Genomic DNA, 22793 nt, shown 5'->3' with positions numbered 1-22793 from the left:
ATCCACTCTGCCGCAGGGCTGCCCTGTGGCTCCAACTTCAGTCCCCACGAGCACCATGTCCTCTACGCCTGCCCACACCTTCGTGCCCTCCGACGAGATCCGCGCACGGTTTTCCAGCGCCATGTCCGAGATGTACCGCGATGAAGTGCCCCAGTACGGCACGCTGATCGAACTCGTGGCCGACATCAACCAGCGCACCCTGCAGGCCGAGCCCGCGCTGCTGGCCCGTATGCAGCGCAGCGGCGAGCTGGCCCGCCTGGGCGTGGAGCGCCACGGTGCCATCCGCGTGGGCACGGCGGCCGAGCTGTCCATGCTGCGCCGCCTGTTCGCCATCATGGGCATGGAGCCCGTGGGCTACTACGACCTGTCGGTGGCCGGCGTGCCCGTGCACTCCACGGCCTTCCGTCCCGTCAGCGATGCCGCTCTGCTGGCCAATCCCTTCCGCGTCTTCACCTCGCTGCTGCGCCTGGACCTGATTGCCGACGAGGCGCTGCGGGCCCAGGCGGGCGCCATCCTGGCGCGCCGCAACATCTTCACCGAACGCGCGCTGGCGCTGATCGCCCAGGCCGAAGCCCATGGCGGCCTGGCCGACGCCGACGCCGACGCATTCGTGCGCGAGGCGCTGGAGACCTTCCGCTGGCACAGCGAGTCCACCGTGGACGGCGCCACCTACGACGCGCTGCACAAGGCCCACCGCCTGATCGCCGACGTGGTCTGCTTCAAGGGCCCGCACATCAACCACCTGACGCCGCGCACGCTGGACATCGACGCGGCCCAGGCCGCCATGCCCGCACGCGGCATGGACGCCAAGGACGTGGTCGAAGGCCCGCCGCGCCGCGCCTGCCCCATCCTGCTGCGCCAGACCAGCTTCAAGGCGCTCAAGGAGACCGTGCGTTTTGCGGGCGATGCCACGGGCGCGGGCTCGCACACGGCGCGCTTCGGCGAGATCGAGCAGCGCGGCGTGGCGCTCACGCGCAAGGGCCGCGCGCTCTACGACCAGCTGCTGGCCCAGGTGCGCGACATGGGCAGCGCAGGCAGTGCCGCGCCCGACTACGGCAGCCGCCTGGCCCAGGTCTTCGAGGCTTTCCCCGACACCCATGAGCAGCTGCGCCGGCAAGACCTGGCCTTCTACCGCTTCACGTTGAGCGACGAGGGAGCCGCCCTGGCCGCAGGCGAGGCCGCAGCGGCCGCCGCCTCGGACCTGGACGCCCTGATCGCCCGCGGCCTGGCCCAGGCCGAGCCCATCGTCTACGAGGACTTCCTGCCCGTGAGCGCGGCCGGCATCTTCCAGTCCAACCTGGGCGGCGAAGAGCAAAAGCAGTACGCGGCCCATGCGGCCCAGCAGGCCTTCGAGGCCGACCTGGGTGCCCGCGTGCATGACGAGATCGCGCTGTACGAGCAGGCCCAGCAGCGATCCATCGACCAGCTGCGCAGCGCGCTGCGCGGCCAGGCCACCAAGGTCGCCGCATAAGCGCCGACCCGGGCTGAGCCCGCCACCGTTGATCCCCTTCCCCGGGGCGCATGCACAGGCGCCAGGCCTGCGCGTGCGCCCCTTTGTTTTTGCCATTTGCCGGAGGCCTTCATGAGCACCGCAGACCAGGGCGCGTCGTCGCCCACCGCCCATCTGTTCAACCCGCTGTTCGCACAGCCCGAAGGCTCGCCGATCCGCGAGCTGTTTCCCTACCTGAGCCGTGCCGGCATGCTCTCGCTGGCCGGAGGCTATCCATCGCCCAGCCTGTTCGATGCCGAAGGTTTGCAGCAGGCCGCCATGGCCGCGCTGCAGCAGGATGCCGCCACCAGCCTGCAGTACGGCGCCAGCGAGGGCCAGCTTGCGCTGCGCGAAGCCCTGGCCGCGCTGTGCGCCACGCGCGGCATTGCCTGCACGCCGGCCGACATGATCGTGACCACGGGCTCGCAGCAGGCCTTCGATCTGCTGGTCAAGGTGCTTGTCGAGCCCGGCGATCCGGTGCTGGTCGAAGTGCCCGCCTACCCGGCCACGCTGCAGACCCTGAAGCTGGCCCAGGCACAGGTCGTTGCCGTGCCCACGGACGAGCAGGGCCTGGACACCGAGGCCCTGGCCCGCCTGCTGGCGCAGTGGCCCCATGCGCGCGCCCCCAAGATGCTCTACACCGTGCCCAACTTCTCCAACCCGGGCGGCACCCTGCTGCCCGCGGCGCGGCGCACGGCCCTGGTGGAGCTGGCGCGCCAGCATGGCTTTGTCATCGTCGAGGACGATCCCTATGGCGAGCTGCGCTTTGCCGGCCAGCGCGAACCGTCGATCTACGAAACGGGCCTGGCGCTGTGCGGCGCCCAGGCCAATCCCGTGGTCTACCTGTCCAGCCTGTCCAAGACCGTGGCGCCTGCGCTGCGCATCGGCTGGATGCTGGCCGACGCCCAACTGCTGCGCCGCTGCACCATCGCCAAGCAGACGGCCGATCTTTGCACCTCGCCGCTGGCGCAGATGATCGCCGCGCACTATCTGCGCTCGGGCCGCTATGCGCCCCAGCTGGCCCAGGCCTGCGCCGAGTACGCGGCGCGCATGGATGCGCTGTGCTCCGGCATGCAGTCGGCGCTGGGCGATCAGATCCGCTTCGTGCGGCCTGCGGGGGGCATGTTCGTCTGGGCCCGGCTGCTGCCGCCGCAGCGGCTTGCGGGCGATTCCCAGGCCCTGGCCCGTGCGCTGTTCACGGCAGCGGTGGAGCAGGGCGTGCTCTATGTGCCGGGCAAGGCCTTCTTCCCGGCCGATGCGGCAGACAAGGCCGGCCTGTGCATGCGCCTGTCGTATGCGGCGCCCACCGTGCCCCAGATCACCGAGGCCGTGGCACGCCTGGGCCGGGCCTGGGGCCAGGCCGTGTCCTGAAAGACATAGGCAAGAGCGTTCATGCAATGACAAAGGCCGCCCGAGGGCGGCCTTTGTCTTGCTGGGCAAACCGGGCATGGCGCAAGGCCTGCCCGGTTGCGGCGGGCAATTACATGCCCATGCCGCCCATGCCACCCATGCCGCCCATGTCGGGCATGGCAGGGCCGCCTTCAGCCTTGGGAGACTCGGCGATCATGGCTTCGGTCGTCAGCAGCAGCGATGCCACGGAAGCGGCGTTCTGCAGGGCTGTACGCGTCACCTTGGTCGGGTCCAGGATACCCATTTCCAGCATGTCGCCGTAGGTGTCGTTGGCAGCGTTGAAGCCGTAGTTGCCCGAGCCGTTCAGCACGGCGTTGACCACCACCGAGGGCTCGCCACCGGCGTTGGCCACGATTTCGCGCAGGGGCGCTTCGATGGCCTTCATGATCAGCTTGATGCCGGCGTCCTGCTCGGCATCGCCGGTCTTCAGGTCGCCCACGGCTTGCTTGGCACGCAGCAGAGCCACGCCGCCGCCGGCCACGATGCCTTCTTCCACAGCAGCGCGGGTAGCGTGCAGGGCGTCTTCAACGCGGGCCTTCTTTTCCTTCATTTCGACTTCGGTGGCAGCGCCAACCTTGATCACGGCAACGCCGCCAGCCAGCTTGGCCACGCGCTCTTGCAGCTTTTCACGGTCGTAGTCGCTGGTGGCTTCTTCGATCTGGATGCGGATCTGCTTGACGCGGGCTTCGATTTCAGCAGCTTGGCCAGCACCGTCGATGATGGTGGTGTTTTCCTTGCCGATTTCGATGCGCACTGCCTGGCCCAGGTCTTCCAGGGTCACCTTGTCCAGCGCCAGGCCCACTTCTTCAGCGATGACCTTGCCGCCCGTCAGGATGGCGATGTCTTCCAGCATGGCCTTGCGGCGGTCGCCGAAGCCAGGAGCCTTGACAGCCACAACCTTCAGGATGCCGCGGATGGTGTTGACCACCAGCGTTGCCAGGGCTTCGCCTTCGACGTCTTCTGCAATGATCAGCAGGGGACGGCCGGCCTTTGCCACGGCTTCCAGCGTGGGCAGCAGGTCACGGATGTTGCTGATCTTCTTGTCGAACAGCAGCACGAAGGGGTTGTCCAGCAGGGCAACCTGCTTTTCAGGGTTGTTGATGAAGTAGGGCGACAGGTAGCCGCGGTCGAACTGCATGCCCTCGACGACGTCGAGTTCGTTGGCCAGCGACTTGCCTTCTTCAACGGTGATCACGCCTTCCTTGCCGACCTTGTCCATGGCTTCGGCAATGATGCTGCCCACGGATTCGTCGGAGTTGGCGGAGATCGAGCCGACCTGGGCGATTTCCTTGGAGGTGGTGGTGGCCTTGGATTGCTTCTTCAGCTCTTCCACCAGGGCGGCGACAGCCTTGTCGATGCCGCGCTTGAGGTCCATGGGGTTCAGGCCGGCGGCCACGTACTTGGCGCCTTCGCGGACGATGGCCTGTGCCAGCACGGTGGCGGTGGTCGTGCCGTCACCGGCGATGTCGTTGGTCTTGGAGGCCACTTCCTTCACGAGCTGGGCGCCCATGTTCTGCAGCTTGTCCTTGAGTTCGATTTCCTTGGCGACCGAGACACCGTCCTTGGTCACGGTGGGGGCGCCGAAGGAGCGCTCCAGCACCACGTTGCGGCCCTTGGGGCCCAGGGTGACCTTGACCGCGTTGGCCAGGATGTTCACGCCTTCAACCATGCGGGCGCGTGCTTCGCCGCCGAAAACTACGTCTTTTGCTGCCATTTCAATTCTCCGGATTCAGTTGGAAAGTGCGGTTTCGAAGCGCGGATTACTTTTCGACGACTGCGAACAGGTCGTCTTCCTTCATCACCAGCAGTTCGTCGCCATGGACCTTGACGGTCTGGCCGCTGTACTTGCCGAACAGAACGCGGTCGCCGACCTTCACGTTCAGAGCGATCACTTCGCCCTTGTCGTTCTTCTTGCCGGGGCCCACTGCCAGCACTTCGCCCTGGTCGGGCTTCTCGGCGGCATTCTCGGGGATCACGATGCCCGAAGCCGTCTTGGTTTCGTTCTCGAGGCGCTTCACGATCACGCGATCGTGCAGGGGACGCAGGTTCATACCAACTCCTAAATCATCAACAAAGTTGAAACAAAGACTTGCCGGCCCGGCGGGCCGGCATTCGAAGCAATGTGGGACAGAGGACTGTTAGCACTCATGCCCAACGAGTGCTAATAATAAGGCAATTCGGCCAGGATTCAAGGGGTAGGGTCGATGTGCCGCAAGACGGCACACCCGCAGCGGCACTAGCGCAAGGGCAGGGGCCGATTCACAACCCCCTCGGCCGCTGACTTGAAGTTCTCCATGACTTCATCGATCGGCTGGCCCATCTGCGCATGGACGATGGCGCCATCCGCCACCAGGGTGAGCGCAGCGCCCACGGACACGGGATGGCCATCGAACAGGCGATCCAGCACGGACGACATTTCCTGCTTGTGCCGCCGGACCGTCGCCAGGATCTCAGGGTCGGACGAGCCCAGTTCGGCGGCGGCGTTGAGAAAGGCGCAGCCCCGAAAGTCGGGCTGGCCGAACCAACTCCTGAGGGTGGCGGACAGGGCATCCAACGCGGACGAGCCCGTCGCGGTCGCCTGCGCCAGGCTGGCCTGGAACCAGGAAATCCACCGTTCATGGCGGTAGTCGAGGTACGCCCGGATCAGGTCGTCCTTGCTGGCGTACTGGCGGTAGAAGGTGACTTTGCTGACCGACGACCGCTCGATGATCCGGTCCACGCCCGTGGCCCGGATGCCCTCTGCGTAGAAGAGGCCATGGGCGGCCACCAGGATGCGCTCGCGGGGAGGCAATGACTCGAAGGATGGCTGGGAAGTTTTCATGAAGACATTGTAGACAGATCGTTCCACCTCCGTTAGAGTGGCGCATGTAGACAGATCGTTCTACATCTTTTCAAAAGGTCACATCATGGAAACTCGCCCACCCCTGCCCCCGTTCTCTCTCGCAAGCGCCGTCCAAAAGGTCCGTCTGGCCGAGGATGGATGGAACACACGCGATGCGGCCAAGGTCGCGATGGCCTATACCCCCGACACGAAATGGCGCAACCGGGCGGAGTTCGCCAACAGCCGCGCCGAGGCCCAGGCCCTCCTTGAGAGAAAGTGGAAGAAGGAGCTGGACTACCGGCTGATCAAGGAGCTTTGGCTATACGCGGAAAACCGGATCGCGGTCCGCTACGCCTATGAGTGGCACGACGATGCCGGGAACTGGTTCCGGTCGTACGGCAACGAGAACTGGGAGTTCGAGGCCGACGGTCTCATGCGCCGGCGCTTCGCATGCATCAACGACATGCCCATCCAGGAGTCGGAGCGCAAGTTCCACTGGCCGCTGGGGCGTCGCCCCGATGACCACCCCGGTCTGTCCGACCTGGGCCTGTAGGCAGCAAGGCCTCGGGCCACGCCATGAGGTAGCGGGGTCGCCAGCCGCTGCCGCGGGGGCCTGGGCGGGAAGGAGCTCCGCCTTACCGACTCAGCGCCTTGCGGACCTCCGCCTGGAACGCCTCGCTGTTGCGAAGGCGCAGGTACTCCTGATATGCAGCCCGATATTCCTGCGTTTCGACTCCGTAGGAGATCGATATCTCCGCATGGCGGTCCAATCCGGCGCGGCGCCAGAGTGCGAGATCGGCGATGACTTCGGCGCGGGAAAGCGCAGCGTCCGATGTGGCTGCCGAGGCGTCTTGCGGCTGCGAATGGGCTGCGAAGCAGGTCGAGAAGGCGATGGCCGCAAGCGCCGGCTTCAGGATGCGTGCGGCTGCAGCAACGGTGGGGGAGGGGGTTGTGTTTGACATGGTTTGACAGATGGGGTGGGTGGAGCCGGGCCATGGCTTCGGCCGCCTGCTTGGGCAGGTCGCCTGGGCCGCATGTCCCGCAGGGGTGTTCGGTTTCTTTGCTGTGTGGAAAGGGGGCTCCTTTCGGGAAGTGGCAGGTTCAGGGGGCAACGCTGGCGGGAAGACCGTGGCTGGCGGCCGCCAACGCCCTGGAAGGCAGGGGCTCCGGCGCCCAGCCGCCGCCCAGCGCCTTGAAGATCGCGACCGTCGATCGCGCCGACTCCGTCCGTGCCAGCGCCTGTGCATCGAGCACGCCCAGCAGGCTTTCATCCGCCTGCAGCACCTCGATCAGACTGACCACGCCCTTGTCGTAGGCGGCGCCTGCGGCCTGCCGGGCCCGCGTGAGCGCATCCGCGCCCCTGGCGAGCACGGCCATCAGCTCCTGCCGCTTGTCCAGCGAGACCAGGGCGTTCTCCACTTCTTCCGTGGCGCGCAGTACCGACTGCCGGTAGGCGGCAAGGCTTTCCGCCTCCTGTGCCTGCGCCTGGTGGATCTGGGCGTTGATGCGACCGAAGTCGAACAGCCGCCAGCGCAGGCCGCCCACAACGCTTGCCTGCGACGCGCCGGCGCTGAAGAGATTGCCTGCGGAGATGGAGGTGGCGCTGCCGATCAGGCCGCTGATCGACAGCTTCGGGTAGTACTCGGCGATCGCCACGCCGATGCGTGCGGTCGACGCTGCCAGGCGCCGCTCCGCCGCGATGAGGTCCGGGCGTCGCCGCAGCAGATCGCCGGGCGCCTCCGCCAGGGAAAGGGTTGGCAGCACGGGGACCGGGCGGGATTCGGCCAGCTCTGCCCGGTGCGTGCCGGGTGCCGTGGCAAGCATCACGTCCATGGCGTTGAGCGCGGCCTCGAGCGCATTTTCCAGCGGCGGGACGGTGGCTTGTGCCCGTGCGAGCGCTCCCTCGACCTGGCGCAGCTGAAGCTCCGGTGCCAGGCCTTTGCCAAACCGGAGTTCGACGATGGAGCGCAGTTGCTGCTGGGTTTGCACTTGCGAGCGTGCCACTGCCAGCCGCGCCTGCAGGCCGCGAATCTGGATATAGGTGTCCGCAGTCTGTGCGGCCACCGCAAGCCGCACGGCAGTGGCGCCGGCTTCCGATGCCTGGTACTCGGCCAGGGAGGCCTGCCTGGCCCTGCGCAGGCCGCCGAAGAGATCAAGCTCCCAGCTGGCTCCGAGGTTGGCCTCCTGGGCGCTGCCGTAGCGATCGAACCCCGGCATGGAGTCGAGCACCCGGCCCAGCGGAGTCTCGACCGACTGATAGCTCCTGGCCGTTTGCGCCGAGATCTGGGCCGACGGCAGCAGGGCGGCTGCCGCCGCATCCAGCCCGGCGCGTGCCTGAAGCACGCGGCCAGCGGCCTGGGCAACATCCAGGTTTTGCTGCAGTGCCGCCGTGACGAGGCGCGCCATCTGCGGATCGCCAAAGGCTGCCCACCAGGCTGCAAGGTCCGTGGAGGAGGCCGGCGAGGGCGGCTTGGTCTCACCCAGAACGCGGCTGCCCATGTAGGCCTGGGGCAGGGCCGGGGCGGGCGGCTGGTAGTCAGGGCCTACCGCACACCCTGCACAGAGGCTGGCGAGCATCAGAAAGACGGGGGCGGCAAGACGCGGCATGTTCAACAGTCAGAAGCGTGGTGACGCTGTGACTATATTCCAAAATGGTCACTTGCATAGTATTTTTTTGATGGAGTAAGCTAGGCCGCATGAGCACCACCAACGTCTATCCGACCTCTGCGCGCGGCCCGGTCGAACACGATGTCCGGCAACAGATCGTGACTGCGGCGAAAGAGCATTTCAGCCGCTACGGCTACGAGAAAACCACGGTGTCCGACCTTGCCAAGGCCATCGGCTTTTCCAAGGCCTACATCTACAAGTTCTTCGAGTCCAAGCAGGTCATCGGCGAGATGATCTGTTCCAACTGCCTGATGGAGATGGAGGCGGAGATCCGCCAGGCCGTCGCCAGCACGGATGCGCCTCCCGAGCAGCTGCGGCGCCTGTTCAAGGCGATCGTCGCTGTCACGCTGCGGCTTTTCTCCGAAGACCGCAAGCTGTACGAGATCGCCATTTCCGCGTCGGCCGAGCGCTGGCAGGCAGCGCAGGCCTATGAGGAACGCATGCATCAGCTGCTGCTGCAGATACTCGATGCCGGGCGCCAGCGGGGCGACTTCGAGCGCAAGACGCCGCTGGATGAAACCGGGCGCGCCATCTTCCTGGTCATGCTCCCCTATCTGAACCCGGTGATGCTGCAGCACAGCCTCGACCATGCGGACGAGGCGCCCGCACAACTGGCTGGATTGGTGCTGAGAAGCCTGTCGCCCTAAAATCCGCAGTTGTGACCATTGACATAAATGGTCACAAATCACAGAATCGGGTCCTGCTCATTGATCGGGACCCCTCATGCTTCGGCACCGCCATCTGTCCATCGCCGCTGTCGGCGCACTGTCACTTGCACTCGCTGCCTGCGGCAAAAGCACGCCGCCGGATCCGCGCACTCAGCCACCCCTCGTTCGTACCACCCTGGTAGCGCCAGGCAATGCTTCCGAGCGCGTCTTCACCGGCACCATCGCGGCCAGGGTGCAGGGCGATCTTGGATTTCGCGTGGCCGGCAAGGTGCTCGAGCGCCTGGTGGATACAGGCCAGACGGTCAGGCGGGGCCAGGCATTGCTGCGCCTCGACCCGGTGGACCTGAAGCTGGCCGCCCATGCCCAGCAGGAGGCCGTCGCAGCCGCCAGGGCACGTGCGCAGCAGGCCAGCGACGAGGAGCAGCGCTACCGTGACCTGCAGGGAACGGGTGCCGTTTCGGCCTTGGCCCATGAACAGATCAAGGCGGCCGCGGATTCCGCCCGCGCCCAGCTCAGGGCGGCCGAAGCGCAGGCCGCTGCAGCGCTGAACGCCAGCCGCTACGCCGAACTGCTGGCCGATGCCGATGGCATCGTGATGGAAACCCTTGCCGAGCCTGGCCAGGTCGTCAGTGCCGGCCAGGTGGTCGTGCGCCTCGCCCATGCCGGCAGGCGCGAAGCGGTCATCCAGTTGCCCGAAACACTGCGCCCGGCGCTGGGCTCGGCGGCCCAGGCCCGCCTGTTCGGCAGGGAGGATGTGGTCATCCCCGCCAGACTGCGCCAGCTGTCCGATGTGGCCGACCGGGCCACCCGCACCTTTGAGGCCCGCTATGTGCTGGACGCCGGCGCGGCGGCCAGCGCCCCGCTGGGCAGCACGGTCACGCTCAGGATTGGCGGGACATCGACAGCCACAGCGACATCGACATCTACATCGACAGCGGGCAAGGCAACCCTGCAGGTCCCCATCGGCGCCATCCTCGACGAGGGCAAGGGCGCCGCTGTCTGGGTGGTGCAGGGCGATCAGGTCAGGCGCCAGCCCGTCACCGTGGTTCAGGTGCAGGACGGCAATGCCCAGGTGGTGGGTGCGCTGGGCCTTGGGGAGCGGATCGTCGCGCTCGGCGCGCATTTGCTGAGCGAGGGCGCGCAGGTGCGACTGGACAGCGAGGCGCAGGCGCCTTCAACGGCAACAACGTCCACGGCGTCCTCCGTGTCCACGGGAGCGTCCCGTGAGTGAAGGCCGTTTCAACCTGTCGGCGCTTGCCGTCCGTGAGCGCTCCATCACGCTGTTCCTGATCCTGCTGATTTCGCTGACGGGTGTCTTTGCCTTCCTGAAGCTGGGCCGGGCGGAAGATCCGGCCTTCACCGTCAAGGTCATGACCATCATCACGGCCTGGCCTGGCGCCACCCCGCAGGAAATGCAGGACCAGGTGGCAGAGAAGCTGGAAAAGCGCCTGCAGGAGCTGCGCTGGTATGACCGCACCGAAACCTTCGTCAGGCCGGGGGTGGCCTTCACCACGCTGACCCTGCTCGACTCCACGCCCCCCGGCGAGGTGCAGGAGGAGTTCTACCAGGCCCGCAAGAAGCTCGGTGACGAGGCCCGCAACCTGCCGGCGGGCGTGATCGGCCCGATGGTGAACGACGAGTACGCCGACGTGACCTTTGCAATCTACGCCCTCAAGGCGCGCGGCGAGGAGCCCCGGGCGCTGGTGCGCGATGCCGAAGCCTTGCGCCAGCGTCTTTTGCATGTGCCGGGCGTCAAGAAGGTCAACATCGTCGGCGAGCAATCCGAGCGGATCTACGTGGAGTTCTCGCACGAGCGCCTGGCCACGCTGGGCATCAGCCCGCAGGACGTCTTCGCTGCGTTGAACAACCAGAACGCCCTCACCCCTGCCGGGTCGGTGGAGACCCAGGGACCCCAGGTGTTCATCCGCATCGACGGGGCGTTCGACGCGCTGCAGAAGATCCGCGACACGCCCATCGTGGCCCAGGGCCGCACGGTCAGGCTGTCCGACATCGCTACCGTCCAGCGCGGCTACGAAGATCCCTCGACCTTCATCATCCGCAACGGCGCGGAGCCGGCCTTGCTGCTGGGCGTCGTCATGCGCGACGGCTGGAACGGGCTGGACCTGGGCAAGGCGCTGGACAGGGAGGTGGGCGCCATCAACGCAGACATGCCGCTGGGCATGGGCCTGACCAAGGTGACGGACCAGGCCGTGAACATCAGCGCCGCCGTCGATGAGTTCATGCTCAAGTTCCTGGCCGCGCTGCTGGTCGTGCTGGTGGTGTGCTTCGCCAGCATGGGCTGGCGCGTTGGCGTGGTGGTGGCTGCGGCCGTGCCGCTGACGCTGGCGGCCGTGTTCATCATCATGGCCGCCACGGGAAAGAATTTCGACCGCATCACGCTTGGCTCGCTGATCCTTGCGCTGGGCCTGCTGGTGGACGACGCCATCATCGCCATCGAGATGATGGTGGTGAAGATGGAGGAGGGCTACGACCGCGTGGCCGCGTCCGCCTACGCCTGGAGCCATACCGCGGCGCCCATGCTGTCCGGAACGCTGGTGACGGCGGTGGGCTTCATGCCCAACGGGTTCGCGCGCTCCGCTGCAGGCGAGTACACCAGCAACATGTTCTGGATCGTCGGCATCGCGCTCATCGCGTCCTGGGTGGTGGCCGTGGTGTTCACGCCCTATCTGGGCGTGAAGATGCTGCCCCCTCTCAAGAAGGTCGAAGGCGGACATGCGGCGATGTATGGCACGCCCCGCTACGAGCGCCTGCGGCGCGTGCTGGGCAAGGTGATCGCCCGCAAGGGCATGGTGGCTGCAGTCGTGGGCGGGCTCATGGTGGCTTCCGTGCTGGGCATGTCCATCGTGAAGAAGCAGTTCTTCCCCATCTCCGACCGGCCCGAGGTGATGGTCGAGGTGCAGATGCCCTACGGCACCTCCATCGGCCAGACGAGCGAGACCACCCGCAAGGTGGAAGCCTGGCTGCTGCAGCAGCCCGAATCGGAGATCGTGACCGCCTATATCGGCCAGGGCGCACCGCGCTTTTTTCTGGCCATCTCGCCTGAGCTGCCCGACCCGTCGTTCGCCAAGATCGTCGTGCGCACCGCCAACCAGGCGCAGCGCGACGCGCTCAAGCTGAGGCTGCGCGAGGCCATCGCCCAGGGACTGGCTCCGCAGGCGCAGGTGCGCGCATCGCAGATCGTGTTCGGGCCGTACTCCCCGTTCCCCGTGGCGTATCGCGTCTCCGGCCCCGACCCGCAGCGGCTGCGCGACATTGCCGGCCAGGTGCACCAGGTGCTGCACGACAGCCCGATGATGCGGACCGTGAACTCCGACTGGGGCGTGCGCACCCCCGTCATGCGCTTCACCCTGGACCAGGACCGGCTGCAGGCCATGGGCCTGACCTCCGCGGCGGTCGCGCAGCAGCTGCAGTTCCTGCTCAGCGGCGTGCCCGTGACCACCGTGCGCGAGGACATCCGCACCGTGCAGGTGATGGCGCGTTCTGCGGGCGGCACCCGCCACGATGTGGCCAGGGTCGGCGACTTCACGCTCACCAACGCCACTGGCCAGCGCATACCGCTGTCGCAGCTGGGCGAGGTCACCGTGCAGATGGAGGAGCCCGTCATGCGCCGCCGCGACCGCATGCCCACCATCACGGTCCGCGGTGATATCGATGACAGCCTGCAGCCGCCCGATGTCTCGGCGGCCATCACCCGGCAGCTGGAGCCCATCAGGAAGGCGTTGCCTGCGGGCTACCGCATCGACGAGGCCGGCTCCATCGAGGAATCCGGCAAGGCCATGAAGGCCATGCTGCCCCTGTTCCCGATCATGATCGCCATCACGCTGATCATCATCATCTTGCAGGTGCGGTCGATATCGGCCATGGTCATGGTGTTCCTGACCAGCCCCCTGGGATTGATCGGCGTAGTGCCGACGCTCATCGTCTTTCAGCAGCCCTTCGGCATCAACGCACTGGTGGGGCTGATCGCGCTGTCGGGCATCCTGATGCGCAACACGCTGATCCTGATCGGGCAGATCCAGCACAACGAGCGGGAGGGGCTTGCGCCGTTCCAGGCGGTGGTGGAGGCCACCGTCCAGCGCGCCCGGCCCGTGATCCTGACCGCGCTGGCGGCGATCCTGGCCTTCATCCCGCTGACCCAATCGGTGTTCTGGGGGACGCTGGCCTATACGCTGATCGGCGGCACGCTCGCCGGCACGGTGCTGACGCTGGTCTTCCTGCCCGCCATGTACTCGATCTGGTTCAGGATCAGGCCCGGCGAAGCACGGCGCTGATGCACGGCACACGCGCCCAGGGCTTTGGCCGATTGGCCACAATGGGGCATCCCGTTCCAGGCTCAGGAGGCCATGCATGTCCGATATCCGCTGCGGCGATTCCATCCACCCACGCGCATCCCTGGGCCGCCGCTGCGCGCGCGCCGCCGCTCCCCTGCTGGCGGCGCTGCTGCTGTCGCCGCTGGCCCAGGCCGCGCTCAAGGTGGGCGACAGCGCGCCGCGTTTCACCACGCCGGCTGCGGTGGCGGGCAAGGCCTTCGATTTCGACATGGCCGCCACGCTCAGGAAGGGGCCGGTGGTGCTGTATTTCTTCCCCAAGGCCTTCACCCAGGGCTGCACCATGGAAGCCCACGCCTTTGCCGAGGCCACGCCGCGTTTCGCGGCCATGGGCGCCACGGTGGTGGGCATGTCGCATGACGACATCGATACGCTCAAGCGCTTTTCCACCGAGGCCTGCCGCGACCAGTTCGCCGTGGCATCGGACCCGCAGGCGCAGACCATCCGCGCCTACGACGCCTCGGCCGCCGCCGACCCCCAGCGCGCCGACCGCATCTCCTACGTGATCGGCCAGGACGGCAAGGTCCGCTTCGTGCACATCGGCTCGGACCCGGACGAGCATGTGCGCCAGACCGAGGCCGCGGTCAAGCGGCTGACCGGAAAGTAGCCCGCCGCGCGGCCCCTGTCAGGGGCCGTTGCCCTCGCTGGCCAGGATCTCGGCGTATTCCTCGTCCGTGAACAGCCTGGAGCGTGTGTGGAAGGCCTTGCCCGTGCTGCCCTCCAGTGAGAAGGTGCCGCCCTGGCCCTCGATCACATCGAGGATGAGCTGGGTGTGCTTCCAGTATTCGTACTGGGACTTGCCAATGTAGAAGGGCGCGCCGCCCACCTGGCCCAGCAGCACGTCCTGGGCGCCTATCGTCAGCTCGCCGGGCAGGTAGCAGTTGGCGGCGCTGTTGTCGCAGCAGCCGCCGGACTGGTGGAAGAACACCGGCCCGTGCTGCGCCTGCAGGTCGGCGATCAGCGCCAGCGCCGCCTCGGTGGCAATCACTTTGTCAACCATGGGTTGGTCCTTTCCTGGGCGGCCGGCCGCGCTGTGCGCCGCCGGCCGCATTCACCTGGGAAGAACTTCAGAAGAAGCCCAGCTTGTTCTCGCTGTAGCTGACCAGCAGGTTCTTGGTCTGCTGGTAGTGGTCCAGCATCATCTTGTGGGTCTCGCGGCCGATGCCCGATTCCTTGTAGCCGCCAAAGGCCGCGTGCGCCGGATAGGCGTGGTAGCAGTTGGTCCACACGCGCCCGGCCTTGATGGCGCGGCCCATGCGGTAGGCCACGTTGCCGTTGCGGCTCCACACGCCGGCGCCCAGGCCGTAGAGCGTGTCGTTGGCAATGGCCAGGGCCTCGGCCTCGTCCTTGAAGGTGGTCACGGCCAGCACGGGGCCGAAGATTTCCTCCTGGAAGATGCGCATCTTGTTGTGGCCCTTGAACAGCGTGGGCTGCACGTAGTAGCCGCCTTCCAGGTCACCGCCCAGATGGGCCTGGCCGCCGCCGGCCAGCACCTCGGCGCCCTCCTGCTTGCCCAGGTCCAGGTACGACAGGATCTTGGTGAGCTGCTCCTTGGACGCCTGCGCGCCCATCATGCTGTCGGTGTCCAGCGGGTTGGCATGCCGGATGGCGGCCACGCGCTGGAGCACGCGCTCCATGAAGCGGTCGTAGATGCTTTCGTGGATCAGCGCGCGGCTGGGGCAGGTGCAGACCTCGCCCTGGTTGAAGGCGAACAGCACCAGCCCTTCGACGGCCTTGTCGAGGAAGGCATCGTCCTTGTCCATCACATCGGCGAAGAAGATGTTGGGCGACTTGCCGCCCAGCTCCAGCGTGGCCGGGATCAGGTTGTTGGCGGCGGCCTGGGCAATCACGCGGCCCGTGGAGGTGGAGCCCGTGAAGGCGATCTTGGCGATGCGCTTGCTGGTGGCCAGCGGCATGCCGGCCTCTCGGCCGAAGCCGTTGACGATGTTGAGCACGCCGGGCGGCAGCAGGTCGGCAATGAGCTCGGCCAGGATCAGGATGCTGATGGGCGTGGACTCGGCCGGCTTGAGCACCACGCAGTTGCCTGCGCCCAGCGCGGGCGCCAGCTTCCAGGCCGCCATGAGGATGGGGAAGTTCCAGGGAATGATCTGGCCCACCACGCCCAGCGGCTCCTGGATGTGATAGGCCACCGTGGTCTCGTCGATATGGCTGAGCGCGCCTTCCTGGGCGCGCACGCAGCCCGCGAAATAGCGGAAATGGTCCACGGTCAGCGGGATGTCGGCATTCAGCGTCTCGCGGATGGCCTTGCCGTTGTCCACGGTCTCGGCATAGGCGAGCAGCTCCAGGTTGGCCTCGATGCGGTCGGCGATCTTCAGCAGGACGTTCGCACGCTCGGCCGCGCTGGTGCGGCCCCAGGCGTCGCTGGCGGCATGGGCGGCGTCCAGCGCCAGTTCGATGTCCTCGGCCGTGGAGCGCGCGGCGCGGGTGTAGACCTTGCCGCTGATGGGGGTGACCACGTCGAAGTACTGCTCCTTGACCGGAGGTACGAACCTGCCGCCGATGAAGTTGTCGTAGCGGGCCTTGTAGGCGATCTTGGCGCCAGCGGCGCCGGGTGCTGCGTAGACGGTCATGCTGCTTGTCTCCTGAGGATGCTTATGGGTCTGTTGTGATCGGGTGTGGATCGGCATATCCGGCCATGGCCGGACGGCAGACATGATTCAAAAGCCGTGCCAGCCTGCAGGCCGCAGGGCAGGTGCCCGCAAAGGCACGCGGGACGTGGCTGCTTCGGGTATTCCCGTGCGCGTTCGCCCTGTGCCGTGACGTTGCGCAACAGGACAACTGTCCAGAAATGGAACAGTCGGGCGCCTGGCCTGCCACTTGGCTTGCCCGGTGCCCGCCGGCCCCGCATACTGGTCTGCAACGCGGCGCAATGACGCCCGAGCAGGAGACAGCATGCAATCGAGAGCCTCCCTTGTGGCCTTGCGCCAGGCCCGTCACAGCCTGATGGAGTCAGGCCTGTGCCCCAGCGGCCTGGTGGACGAGCGCCTGGCGCGCTCGTGGCAGCGCTGCATCGAGCAGGGACTGCGTCCCACCGGGCGCCTGGGCGCCGCCGACAACCTGGAGCAGCATGCGCTGGGCGTGCTGCGCAGCCGCCACCATGCGCTGCTGGCGCATTCACGGCCCGTCATGGAATACCTGTCCGAGCAGGTGCGCGGCAGCCAGAGCGTGGTGGTGCTGGCCGGTCCCTGCGGCACCCTGGTGGATACCTGCGGCGATCCCTTCTTTCTGGGCAAGGCCGAACGCGTGGCCCTGGCCAGCGGCGCGTCCTGGCATGAGGCGCAGCGCGGCACCAATGCCATCGGCACGGCACTGGCCGAGATGGACTCCATCGAAATCCAGGGCGGCGAGCATTTCCTGGAGCGCAACGGCTTTCTCACCTGCGCGGCCGCGCCCATCCTGTCGGGCACGGGCCAGCTGCTGGGCATCCTGGACATCTCCAGCGAACATGGCCGGGGCAGCCCGCACACGCTGGGCCTGGTCGGCACGGCGGCCCGCATGATCGAAAACCGCCTCATGGCCTGCGACGGCCAGCGCCACATCCGCCTGCACCTGCACGCGCGGCCCGAAGGCATTGGCACGGTGGCCGAAGGCATTGCGCTGATCTCCGCGGACGGATGGCTGGTGGGCGCCAACCGCGCCGCGCTGGCCCTGCTGCGCCTGTCGCGGGGGCAACTGGGCAGCGTGTCGCTGGAGCAGGTGCTGGACGCCGGGCTGGAGGAGCTGCTGTCACGCCAGCACCGCCAGCCCGATGCGGCCCAGCCGCTGCGGCGCCATGACGGCACGGCGCTGTTCGGCCAGCTGGTGCCGGACCGGCGCACGGTCCGGTCCTCGGTCGTGGAACGGGTTGCAGAGCAACAGCAACAGGAACAGGCGCCGCAGCAGCCGGCGCGCGATGCGCTGGCGCGGCTGGACACGGGCGATGCGCGCTGGCGCACGGCGGCCGACAAGGCCCGGCGCGTGCTGGGCAAGCCGATTGCGCTGCTCATCCAGGGCGAGTCCGGCGTGGGCAAGGAGTGGTTTGCGCGCGCGGCCCACGACAGCGGGCCGCGCCGCGACGGCCCGTTCGTGGCCATCAACTGCGCGGCCATGCCCGAGTCGCTGATCGAGGCCGAGCTGTTCGGCTACCGCCAGGGCGCTTTCACGGGCGGGCGGCGCGAAGGACAGGCGGGCCTGCTGCGCCAGGCGCATGGCGGCACCCTGTTCCTGGACGAGATCGGCGACATGCCGCTGTCGCTGCAGACCCGGCTGCTGCGTGTGCTGCAGGAGCGGCAGGTGGTGCCGCTGGGCGGTGGCACGCCCGTTGCGGTCGATTTCGCGCTGGTCAGCGCCTCCAACCGCAGGCTGCGCGAGGATGCCGACCAGGGGCGCTTTCGTGCCGACCTTTACTACCGCATCAACGGCCTGGCCGTGGAGCTGCCTCCGCTGCGCGAGCGCGGCGACTTCGAGGCGCTGGCAGCGCACATGCTGGCCGACATCGAACCCGCGCGCCCGCTGCGCATGGCTCCGGCCCTGCTGGCGCAGCTGGCCGGCCATGGCTGGCCCGGCAATCTGCGCCAGTGCGCCAGCGTGCTGAGAACGGCCTGCGCCATGCTCGACCCCCATGAGGACTGCCTGCAGTGGCAGCACCTGCCCGACGACTTCCAGGCCGAGCTGGCGCAGACCGCCCGCAGCGGCCCCCGGCTCGACGCTGCGCCGCAGAGCCTGGATGAACTCTCGCGCTCGGCCGTGCGGCAGGCGCTGGAGAACTGCCGGGGCAATGTCACCCAGGCCGCGCGCATGCTGGGCATCAGCCGCCAGACGCTGTACCGCAAGCTGGCCCAGGACCGTGCGGCGGACGGCTTGCGGCTGCAGTGAGGCGCCTGCCGGTGCTCAGGCCTTGAAGGTGATCCAGGGCCTGAGCTTCACGGCGGCGTGGATCAGGCCGGCCGCCTCCTGCGACTCGATGACCGGGCCGATGGGCTTGTAAGCCTCCGGGGCCTCCTCGATGCGGCGCTCCTCGCGCAGCGTCACGCATTGCCAGCCCTGTTCGGCCGCACGGCCTGCATGTGCCTCGGGGCGCAGTGCGCGCACGGCCTGGCGGCGCATGCGCCGCCCCGCGCCATGGCTGCAGGACCAGAGCCAGTCGGCCGCGCCCAGGCCCGTGACCAGGTACGAGGCATCGCCCATGGACCCCGGGATCAGCGCGAAGTCGCCCTCGTTGGCCGGCGTGGCGCCCTTGCGGTGGATGTTCATGCCGCTTTGCTGCAGGACCACGTTGTGCGGCACATCGACCACCAGGCGCGAATCCGCTGCGCCCACGATCTGCTCCAGGTCCTTGCGCACCAGCTCGGCCAGCACCACGCGGTTGGCCCAGGCATAGCGCGCCGCCACGCCCATGGCCTGCAGGTACTCGCCGGCCAGCGGACCCGACAGGCCGTACAGGCCGCTGGCCGGGTGCTTCACGCCTTGCGGCCACTCGGCCCGGGCGCGGTCCATCCAGGCCTGGCCCACGTAAAAGCCCAGGTCGCGCGAGCCGCTGTGGATCATCACCACCACGTCGCCCGCGCGCAGGCCGGCCCGGTAGGCCGCGTGGCGGTCCAGCACCTCGTCGACCACCTGCAGTTCCACGAAATGGTTGCCCGATCCCACCGTGCCCAGGCACGGGTCGCGGAACACGGCATGGCGCTCCTGCAGATAGGCATGGGGCGCGTGGCGGGCGCTGCCAGCGAAGCTGTCCAGGCCGATGCAGGCGGCCAGCTCGCGGTGCAGGCGGTCCCTGTCGACATGGCCCCACAGGCCCTGGCGGCTCAGCCGGTCCACAAAGGCGGCCGGCCCGTGGTCGAACAGCGCGCGGAAGGCGGCCGTGGTCACGGGCACGTCGCGCCCGCTGCCCAGCAGGCTGGCGGTCAGCAAGTCCACCAGCCGGCCCTTGTGCGGCGCCAGCTGGTCCAGCCGTGCGCCCGTGGTCAGCAGGCGCACGCTGCAGTTGATGTCCGTGCCGATGGCGGCCGGAATGACGAAGTCCGATGGCGTGGCCACCACGCTGCCCACGGGCGCCACCGTGCCCGGATGGAAGTCGGGCGTGGCGCAGGCGCGGCAGACGGCGCCGTGGCTGCCCTGGCCGTCATGCCGGCGCACGGCCGCAAAGGCCAGCAGCTGGCGCACGGCCTTGTCCTCCAGGGGAAGGCTGTCGGGAAGAAGAATGTGGGCCTCGGCCTGGCCATCGCGCACGTGGTAGATGCCGTCGCGATAGTCGAGAGAGATGCCCGTGCGTGCAAAGGCACGCTGGAGTCGTTGAGGAGTGCTCATGGCTGCAGATCCGCGAGGCCTGGTTGGCGCTCGCCGCGTCCGATGGGTGTACGGACGATGAAAGACACCCGGGCGGCAAAGGCCCGGAAAACGTCTTTCCTGCAGCAGCTCGTTCAAGAAAGAAGGGGCGCAGTATAGCGGCAGATTTTCGAATCGTCTGCGGCTTCGGTCCTTGCAGCTTGAGCAGCACGCCGATCGATCGGACGGTCGGCCGGCCAGTCTCGCGCTCGACGCGGCGGATCAGGTCCAGCCGTTCCTGGTGCTGGGTGTGGGTTGCGTGGCTGAAGTTCGGGCGAAAGGCGCCAGCGCCAGCGTGCAACAGGGCGCGGATGATGGAAAGGTCGCAGCCCAAGGGCCGAGCGTGGCGTGGAGAAGACCGCGCATGGTGCCCTTGGAGGTTTTGGTGCCTTATATGCCGCGTGCGCCTGACGCGAGAAAGCCGCCATCGACGGGCATCGCGATGCCGGTTACGTACCGAGCGTCTTCGGACACCAAGTAGGTCACGGCCGAGGCGATCTCCCCACAGGTGCCGTAGCGATTCATCGGAATGGCCTTCGAATATTCGGCGCGGAACTGCGCGGTGTGCAGCGCCTGCGTCATCGGCGTATCGACGGGGCCTGGAGCCACCGCGTTGGCGGTAATCCCGTGCTCGGCCAGTTCCACGGCCATCTGCCGCGTCAGCGCAATCACCGCCCCTTTGGACGTGCCGTAGGCGGTGCGGCCGCTCCCCACTGCGCGCATGCCGGCGACAGACGCGATGTTGACGATGCGGCCCCAGCCCTGCTTCACCATCAGCCGAGCCGCCGCTTGCGCGCACAGCAGCGTGCCGGTGACGTTGACGTTCATCGTCGCGACGAAGTTGTCGAGCGGGAAGTCGATGAAGGGGAAGACCTTCGCAATGCCGGCAGAGTTGACAAGTATGTCGCAGCGCCCGTGCTCGCGCTCGACCTGCTCGAACGCCGTGGCAATAGCCTCGGGCTTGCCGACGTCCAGCCGCAGCGCGGTGGCCCGGCCGCCGGCAGCACTTAGCTCGAGTGCCGTCGCCGTCGCCGCATCGACATCGAGGTCGGCCACGAGGACATGGTGGCCGAGGACCGCCAGACGGGCGCACACCTCTGCGCCGATGCCCTTGGCGCCGCCGGTGACGAGCGCGACACGTGATTCGGAAATGGTGGTCATGTCGGGTACCAATAAGAAGGTAGAAGGGTTCAAAGGAAGCCGATCGAGATCCACGGCACCGCCGCGACGATCACGAGGCCGACGAACAAGGCCAGCATGTAGGCGCCAATCGGTCGGATGCCTTCGTCGGGGTTGACGCGGCCGATCGCGCAAGCGGCGTAGTAACCCACACCGAAAGGCGGCGCGAACAGGCCGAGGCCCATCGCGAGGATGACCACCATCGAGTAGTGCACCTCATGGATGCCCACGGTGCGGGCAATCGGGAACAGCAATGGGCCAAACAGCACGATCGCGGGGATGCCCTCGAGCATGCTTCCCAGCACGATGAAAGCGACGACCGATACCGCCATGAAGCCTGCAGCCCCGCCAGGCAGCTCACGCATGGCCTGGCTCAGCGTGTTCGAGAAGCCCGATTGCGTCAGGCCCCAGGCCATCGCGGTGGCCGCACCGATGATCAGCAGGATCGAGCCTGACAGGCTTGCGGTATCCACCAGCATCGGATAAATCCGCTTCCAGTCGAACTGCCGGTAGATCAACAGGCCGGCGAGCACGCCGTAGGCGATGCCGATGGTGGAGACCTCTGTGGCAGTCGCGACACCTTCCACCACAGCGGCGCGGATGATGAACGGCAGCGCGATGGCCGGGAGCGCAATCAGAAATGCCCGACCGATCTCACGCCGGCTGGCACGCTGCACGCCGCTCAGGTCTTCGTGCCGATAGCGGGCCCACACTACCGCCATCAGCGTCACGGCCAGCACGAGACCTGGCAGCAGGCCGCCGGTGAACAACGCGGCGATCGACACGCCGGTGACCGAGCCTATCGTGATCAGCACAATGGATGGCGGAATGGTCTCGGTCTGTGCCCCGGTGGCCGACAGCAGCGCGACCAGGTCGCCTTCCTTGGCGCCGCGCTTCCTCATCTCGGGGAACAGCACCGGTGCCACGGCTGCCATGTCTGCGGCCTTCGAACCTGAGATGCCGGAGACGAGATACATCGCGCCAAGCAGCACGTAATGCAGGCCCCCGCGCACGTGCCCCAGCATGCTGGCGAGGAACGCCACCATCGCACGCGCCATGCCCGTCATCTCGATCAGTTGGCCCAGGAAGACGAACAATGGCACCGACAGCAGGATCAGGTGGCTGACGCCCTCGTCCATGCGACCGACGACGATCAGAACGGGCGTGTTCGTCGCCAGCATCACATAGCCCAGCGTTGCAAGGCCGAAGGCGAAGGCAATCGGCACGCCGGCGAACACTCCCCCAGCGACGACGACCACGAAGAAGACCACCAGATTGGCGTTGCCGAGCTGTCGCCACACCGGTTGCAGCAGCGTCATCACGACCATCAGGGCGACGACCAAGCCGACGGCGGCCATCACTTGGCGCGGCCGCCCCACCGCGACGAGCCGCAGTACGGCCAGCAGCGCCATCGCCCCGAAGCCTGCGGTCATCGCGGCCGCGCGCCATGAATTCTGCAGATCCAGCGCTGGCGTGCGCATCATCGCCTCCTCCACTGCGTATTCATATGCATGCGGCAGCACCAGCAGCAGGAATGCCAGCGCCGCGGCGGTGGCAAGCACATCAAGGAAGGCGCGCGCTTCGGGCGCGAGCTTGCCCACCACTGCCGTCATGCGCATGTGCTCGCCGCGCTGGAAGGCGACTGCAGAGCCCAGCATCGCCAGCCACAGGAACAGGATCGAGGCGACCTCATCCGACCAGATCAACGGATAGTGGAACATGTAGCGCGCGACCACGCCGGCCAGCAGCACGGCGATTTCGGTGGCCACCAGCAGCGCGACGGGTAAGCCGAGCAGGTGTCCCAGCGCTTGATGGGCGCGCTGCGCCCAGGCAGCGACGGCGCCGCGCTGCGGGCCGTCTTCGGAGATGGGTGTGGCGTGCAT

At 67.5% G+C, this 22793-nt stretch carries 18 protein-coding genes and 1 pseudogene; 8 read left to right on the top strand and 11 right to left on the bottom strand.

Features of this window, described 5'->3' with window-relative positions:
* Positions 1-55 precede the first annotated feature (55 nt).
* A complete protein-coding gene (locus JHD82_RS07270) occupies positions 56-1471 on the top strand; it encodes a VOC family protein (protein ID WP_199135849.1) in 1416 nt (471 codons plus the stop codon).
* Positions 1472-1582: 111 nt separating this feature from the next.
* Entirely contained in the window at positions 1583-2860 is a 1278-nt protein-coding gene (locus JHD82_RS07265) for a PLP-dependent aminotransferase family protein (RefSeq protein WP_199135848.1), read from the top strand.
* Positions 2861-2969: 109 nt separating this feature from the next.
* On the opposite strand, the gene groL is transcribed toward JHD82_RS07265, so the two are convergent.
* The 3 genes from groL to JHD82_RS07250 form a co-directional block, all read right to left on the bottom strand.
* Positions 2970-4613: a chaperonin GroEL gene (groL, locus tag JHD82_RS07260; protein ID WP_012207458.1), complete on the bottom strand. Its 1644-nt coding sequence runs from the start codon at positions 4611-4613 to the stop codon at positions 2970-2972.
* Positions 4614-4659: 46 nt separating this feature from the next.
* Positions 4660-4950, bottom strand: a complete 291-nt coding sequence (locus JHD82_RS07255; protein WP_012207457.1) for a co-chaperone GroES — start codon at positions 4948-4950, stop codon at positions 4660-4662.
* A 185-nt stretch (positions 4951-5135) separates the two neighbouring features.
* On the bottom strand, positions 5136-5720 hold the full coding sequence (locus JHD82_RS07250; protein ID WP_199135847.1) for a TetR/AcrR family transcriptional regulator: 585 nt from the start codon (positions 5718-5720) through the stop codon (positions 5136-5138).
* An 85-nt stretch (positions 5721-5805) separates the two neighbouring features.
* Between JHD82_RS07250 and JHD82_RS07245 the strand changes: the two genes are divergently transcribed.
* Complete coding sequence (locus tag JHD82_RS07245; RefSeq protein WP_016445466.1) at positions 5806-6273, top strand: nuclear transport factor 2 family protein; 468 nt, start codon at positions 5806-5808, stop codon at positions 6271-6273.
* An 82-nt stretch (positions 6274-6355) separates the two neighbouring features.
* On the opposite strand, the gene JHD82_RS07240 is transcribed toward JHD82_RS07245, so the two are convergent.
* Both JHD82_RS07240 and JHD82_RS07235 read right to left on the bottom strand, forming a co-directional pair.
* Positions 6356-6682, bottom strand: a complete 327-nt coding sequence (locus JHD82_RS07240; protein WP_047326459.1) for a hypothetical protein — start codon at positions 6680-6682, stop codon at positions 6356-6358.
* Between the two features lie 139 nt (positions 6683-6821).
* Positions 6822-8327, bottom strand: a complete 1506-nt coding sequence (locus JHD82_RS07235) for an efflux transporter outer membrane subunit (protein WP_199135846.1) — start codon at positions 8325-8327, stop codon at positions 6822-6824.
* Positions 8328-8416: 89 nt separating this feature from the next.
* Between JHD82_RS07235 and JHD82_RS07230 the strand changes: the two genes are divergently transcribed.
* From JHD82_RS07230 to JHD82_RS07215, 4 genes are all read left to right on the top strand, one after another.
* Positions 8417-9034 (top strand): TetR/AcrR family transcriptional regulator, encoded by a 618-nt coding sequence (locus JHD82_RS07230; RefSeq protein ID WP_012207452.1) that lies wholly within the window; start codon positions 8417-8419, stop codon positions 9032-9034.
* A 76-nt stretch (positions 9035-9110) separates the two neighbouring features.
* Positions 9111-10286: an efflux RND transporter periplasmic adaptor subunit gene (locus tag JHD82_RS07225; protein ID WP_199135845.1), complete on the top strand. Its 1176-nt coding sequence runs from the start codon at positions 9111-9113 to the stop codon at positions 10284-10286.
* The gene (locus JHD82_RS07220) at positions 10279-13347 is read left to right on the top strand and encodes an efflux RND transporter permease subunit (RefSeq protein ID WP_199135844.1); all 3069 of its coding nucleotides are present in this window, start codon (positions 10279-10281) and stop codon (positions 13345-13347) included. Before JHD82_RS07225 ends, JHD82_RS07220 begins: the two co-directional genes overlap by 8 nt.
* Before the next feature lie 76 nt (positions 13348-13423).
* Positions 13424-14011, top strand: coding sequence for a peroxiredoxin (locus tag JHD82_RS07215; protein WP_012207449.1), 588 nt, complete (start codon positions 13424-13426; stop codon positions 14009-14011).
* An 18-nt stretch (positions 14012-14029) separates the two neighbouring features.
* Here the strand turns inward: JHD82_RS07215 and JHD82_RS07210 are convergent, their stop codons facing one another.
* A complete protein-coding gene (locus JHD82_RS07210; protein WP_071956811.1) occupies positions 14030-14404 on the bottom strand; it encodes a DUF779 domain-containing protein in 375 nt (124 codons plus the stop codon).
* Positions 14405-14471: 67 nt separating this feature from the next.
* A complete protein-coding gene (locus tag JHD82_RS07205; protein WP_012207447.1) occupies positions 14472-15995 on the bottom strand; it encodes an aldehyde dehydrogenase family protein in 1524 nt (507 codons plus the stop codon).
* Between the two features lie 322 nt (positions 15996-16317).
* On the opposite strand from JHD82_RS07205, the gene JHD82_RS07200 reads away from it, so the two are divergent.
* The gene (locus tag JHD82_RS07200) at positions 16318-18279 is read left to right on the top strand and encodes a sigma-54-dependent Fis family transcriptional regulator (RefSeq protein ID WP_199135843.1); all 1962 of its coding nucleotides are present in this window, start codon (positions 16318-16320) and stop codon (positions 18277-18279) included.
* Between the two features lie 15 nt (positions 18280-18294).
* Here JHD82_RS07200 and JHD82_RS07195 read toward each other — a convergent pair whose 3' ends face one another.
* From JHD82_RS07195 to JHD82_RS07180, 4 genes and pseudogenes are all read right to left on the bottom strand, one after another.
* Positions 18295-19713 (bottom strand): RtcB family protein, encoded by a 1419-nt coding sequence (locus JHD82_RS07195; protein WP_199135842.1) that lies wholly within the window; start codon positions 19711-19713, stop codon positions 18295-18297.
* A gap of 166 nt (positions 19714-19879) precedes the next feature.
* Positions 19880-20065 (bottom strand): annotated as a pseudogene (locus tag JHD82_RS30450) (pyruvate kinase); the annotation flags it as partial.
* Between the two features lie 56 nt (positions 20066-20121).
* Positions 20122-20892 carry an SDR family NAD(P)-dependent oxidoreductase gene (locus JHD82_RS07185; protein WP_012207444.1) on the bottom strand — a complete coding sequence of 257 codons (771 nt, stop codon included), beginning with the start codon at positions 20890-20892 and terminating at the stop codon, positions 20122-20124.
* A 29-nt stretch (positions 20893-20921) separates the two neighbouring features.
* Positions 20922-22793, bottom strand: a complete 1872-nt coding sequence (locus JHD82_RS07180; RefSeq protein ID WP_199135841.1) for a TRAP transporter large permease subunit — start codon at positions 22791-22793, stop codon at positions 20922-20924.

Source organism: Delftia sp. ASV31, from assembly GCF_016428765.1.
Taxonomy (GTDB): domain Bacteria; phylum Pseudomonadota; class Gammaproteobacteria; order Burkholderiales; family Burkholderiaceae_C; genus Comamonas; species Comamonas acidovorans.
This window is presented reverse-complemented; position numbering and strand designations above follow the sequence as displayed.

Coding starts and splice junctions, on each gene's coding strand:
- JHD82_RS07270 (WP_199135849.1), top strand. CDS start 56: ATGTCCTCTACGCCTGCCCACACCTTCGTGCCCTCCGACGAGATCCGC.
- JHD82_RS07265 (WP_199135848.1), top strand. CDS start 1,583: ATGAGCACCGCAGACCAGGGCGCGTCGTCGCCCACCGCCCATCTGTTC.
- groL (WP_012207458.1), bottom strand. CDS start 4,613: ATGGCAGCAAAAGACGTAGTTTTCGGCGGCGAAGCACGCGCCCGCATG.
- JHD82_RS07255 (WP_012207457.1), bottom strand. CDS start 4,950: ATGAACCTGCGTCCCCTGCACGATCGCGTGATCGTGAAGCGCCTCGAG.
- JHD82_RS07250 (WP_199135847.1), bottom strand. CDS start 5,720: ATGAAAACTTCCCAGCCATCCTTCGAGTCATTGCCTCCCCGCGAGCGC.
- JHD82_RS07245 (WP_016445466.1), top strand. CDS start 5,806: ATGGAAACTCGCCCACCCCTGCCCCCGTTCTCTCTCGCAAGCGCCGTC.
- JHD82_RS07240 (WP_047326459.1), bottom strand. CDS start 6,682: ATGTCAAACACAACCCCCTCCCCCACCGTTGCTGCAGCCGCACGCATC.
- JHD82_RS07235 (WP_199135846.1), bottom strand. CDS start 8,327: ATGCCGCGTCTTGCCGCCCCCGTCTTTCTGATGCTCGCCAGCCTCTGT.
- JHD82_RS07230 (WP_012207452.1), top strand. CDS start 8,417: ATGAGCACCACCAACGTCTATCCGACCTCTGCGCGCGGCCCGGTCGAA.
- JHD82_RS07225 (WP_199135845.1), top strand. CDS start 9,111: ATGCTTCGGCACCGCCATCTGTCCATCGCCGCTGTCGGCGCACTGTCA.
- JHD82_RS07215 (WP_012207449.1), top strand. CDS start 13,424: ATGTCCGATATCCGCTGCGGCGATTCCATCCACCCACGCGCATCCCTG.
- JHD82_RS07210 (WP_071956811.1), bottom strand. CDS start 14,404: ATGGTTGACAAAGTGATTGCCACCGAGGCGGCGCTGGCGCTGATCGCC.
- JHD82_RS07205 (WP_012207447.1), bottom strand. CDS start 15,995: ATGACCGTCTACGCAGCACCCGGCGCCGCTGGCGCCAAGATCGCCTAC.
- JHD82_RS07200 (WP_199135843.1), top strand. CDS start 16,318: ATGCAATCGAGAGCCTCCCTTGTGGCCTTGCGCCAGGCCCGTCACAGC.
- JHD82_RS07195 (WP_199135842.1), bottom strand. CDS start 19,713: ATGAGCACTCCTCAACGACTCCAGCGTGCCTTTGCACGCACGGGCATC.
- JHD82_RS07185 (WP_012207444.1), bottom strand. CDS start 20,892: ATGACCACCATTTCCGAATCACGTGTCGCGCTCGTCACCGGCGGCGCC.
- JHD82_RS07180 (WP_199135841.1), bottom strand. CDS start 22,793: ATGCACGCCACACCCATCTCCGAAGACGGCCCGCAGCGCGGCGCCGTC.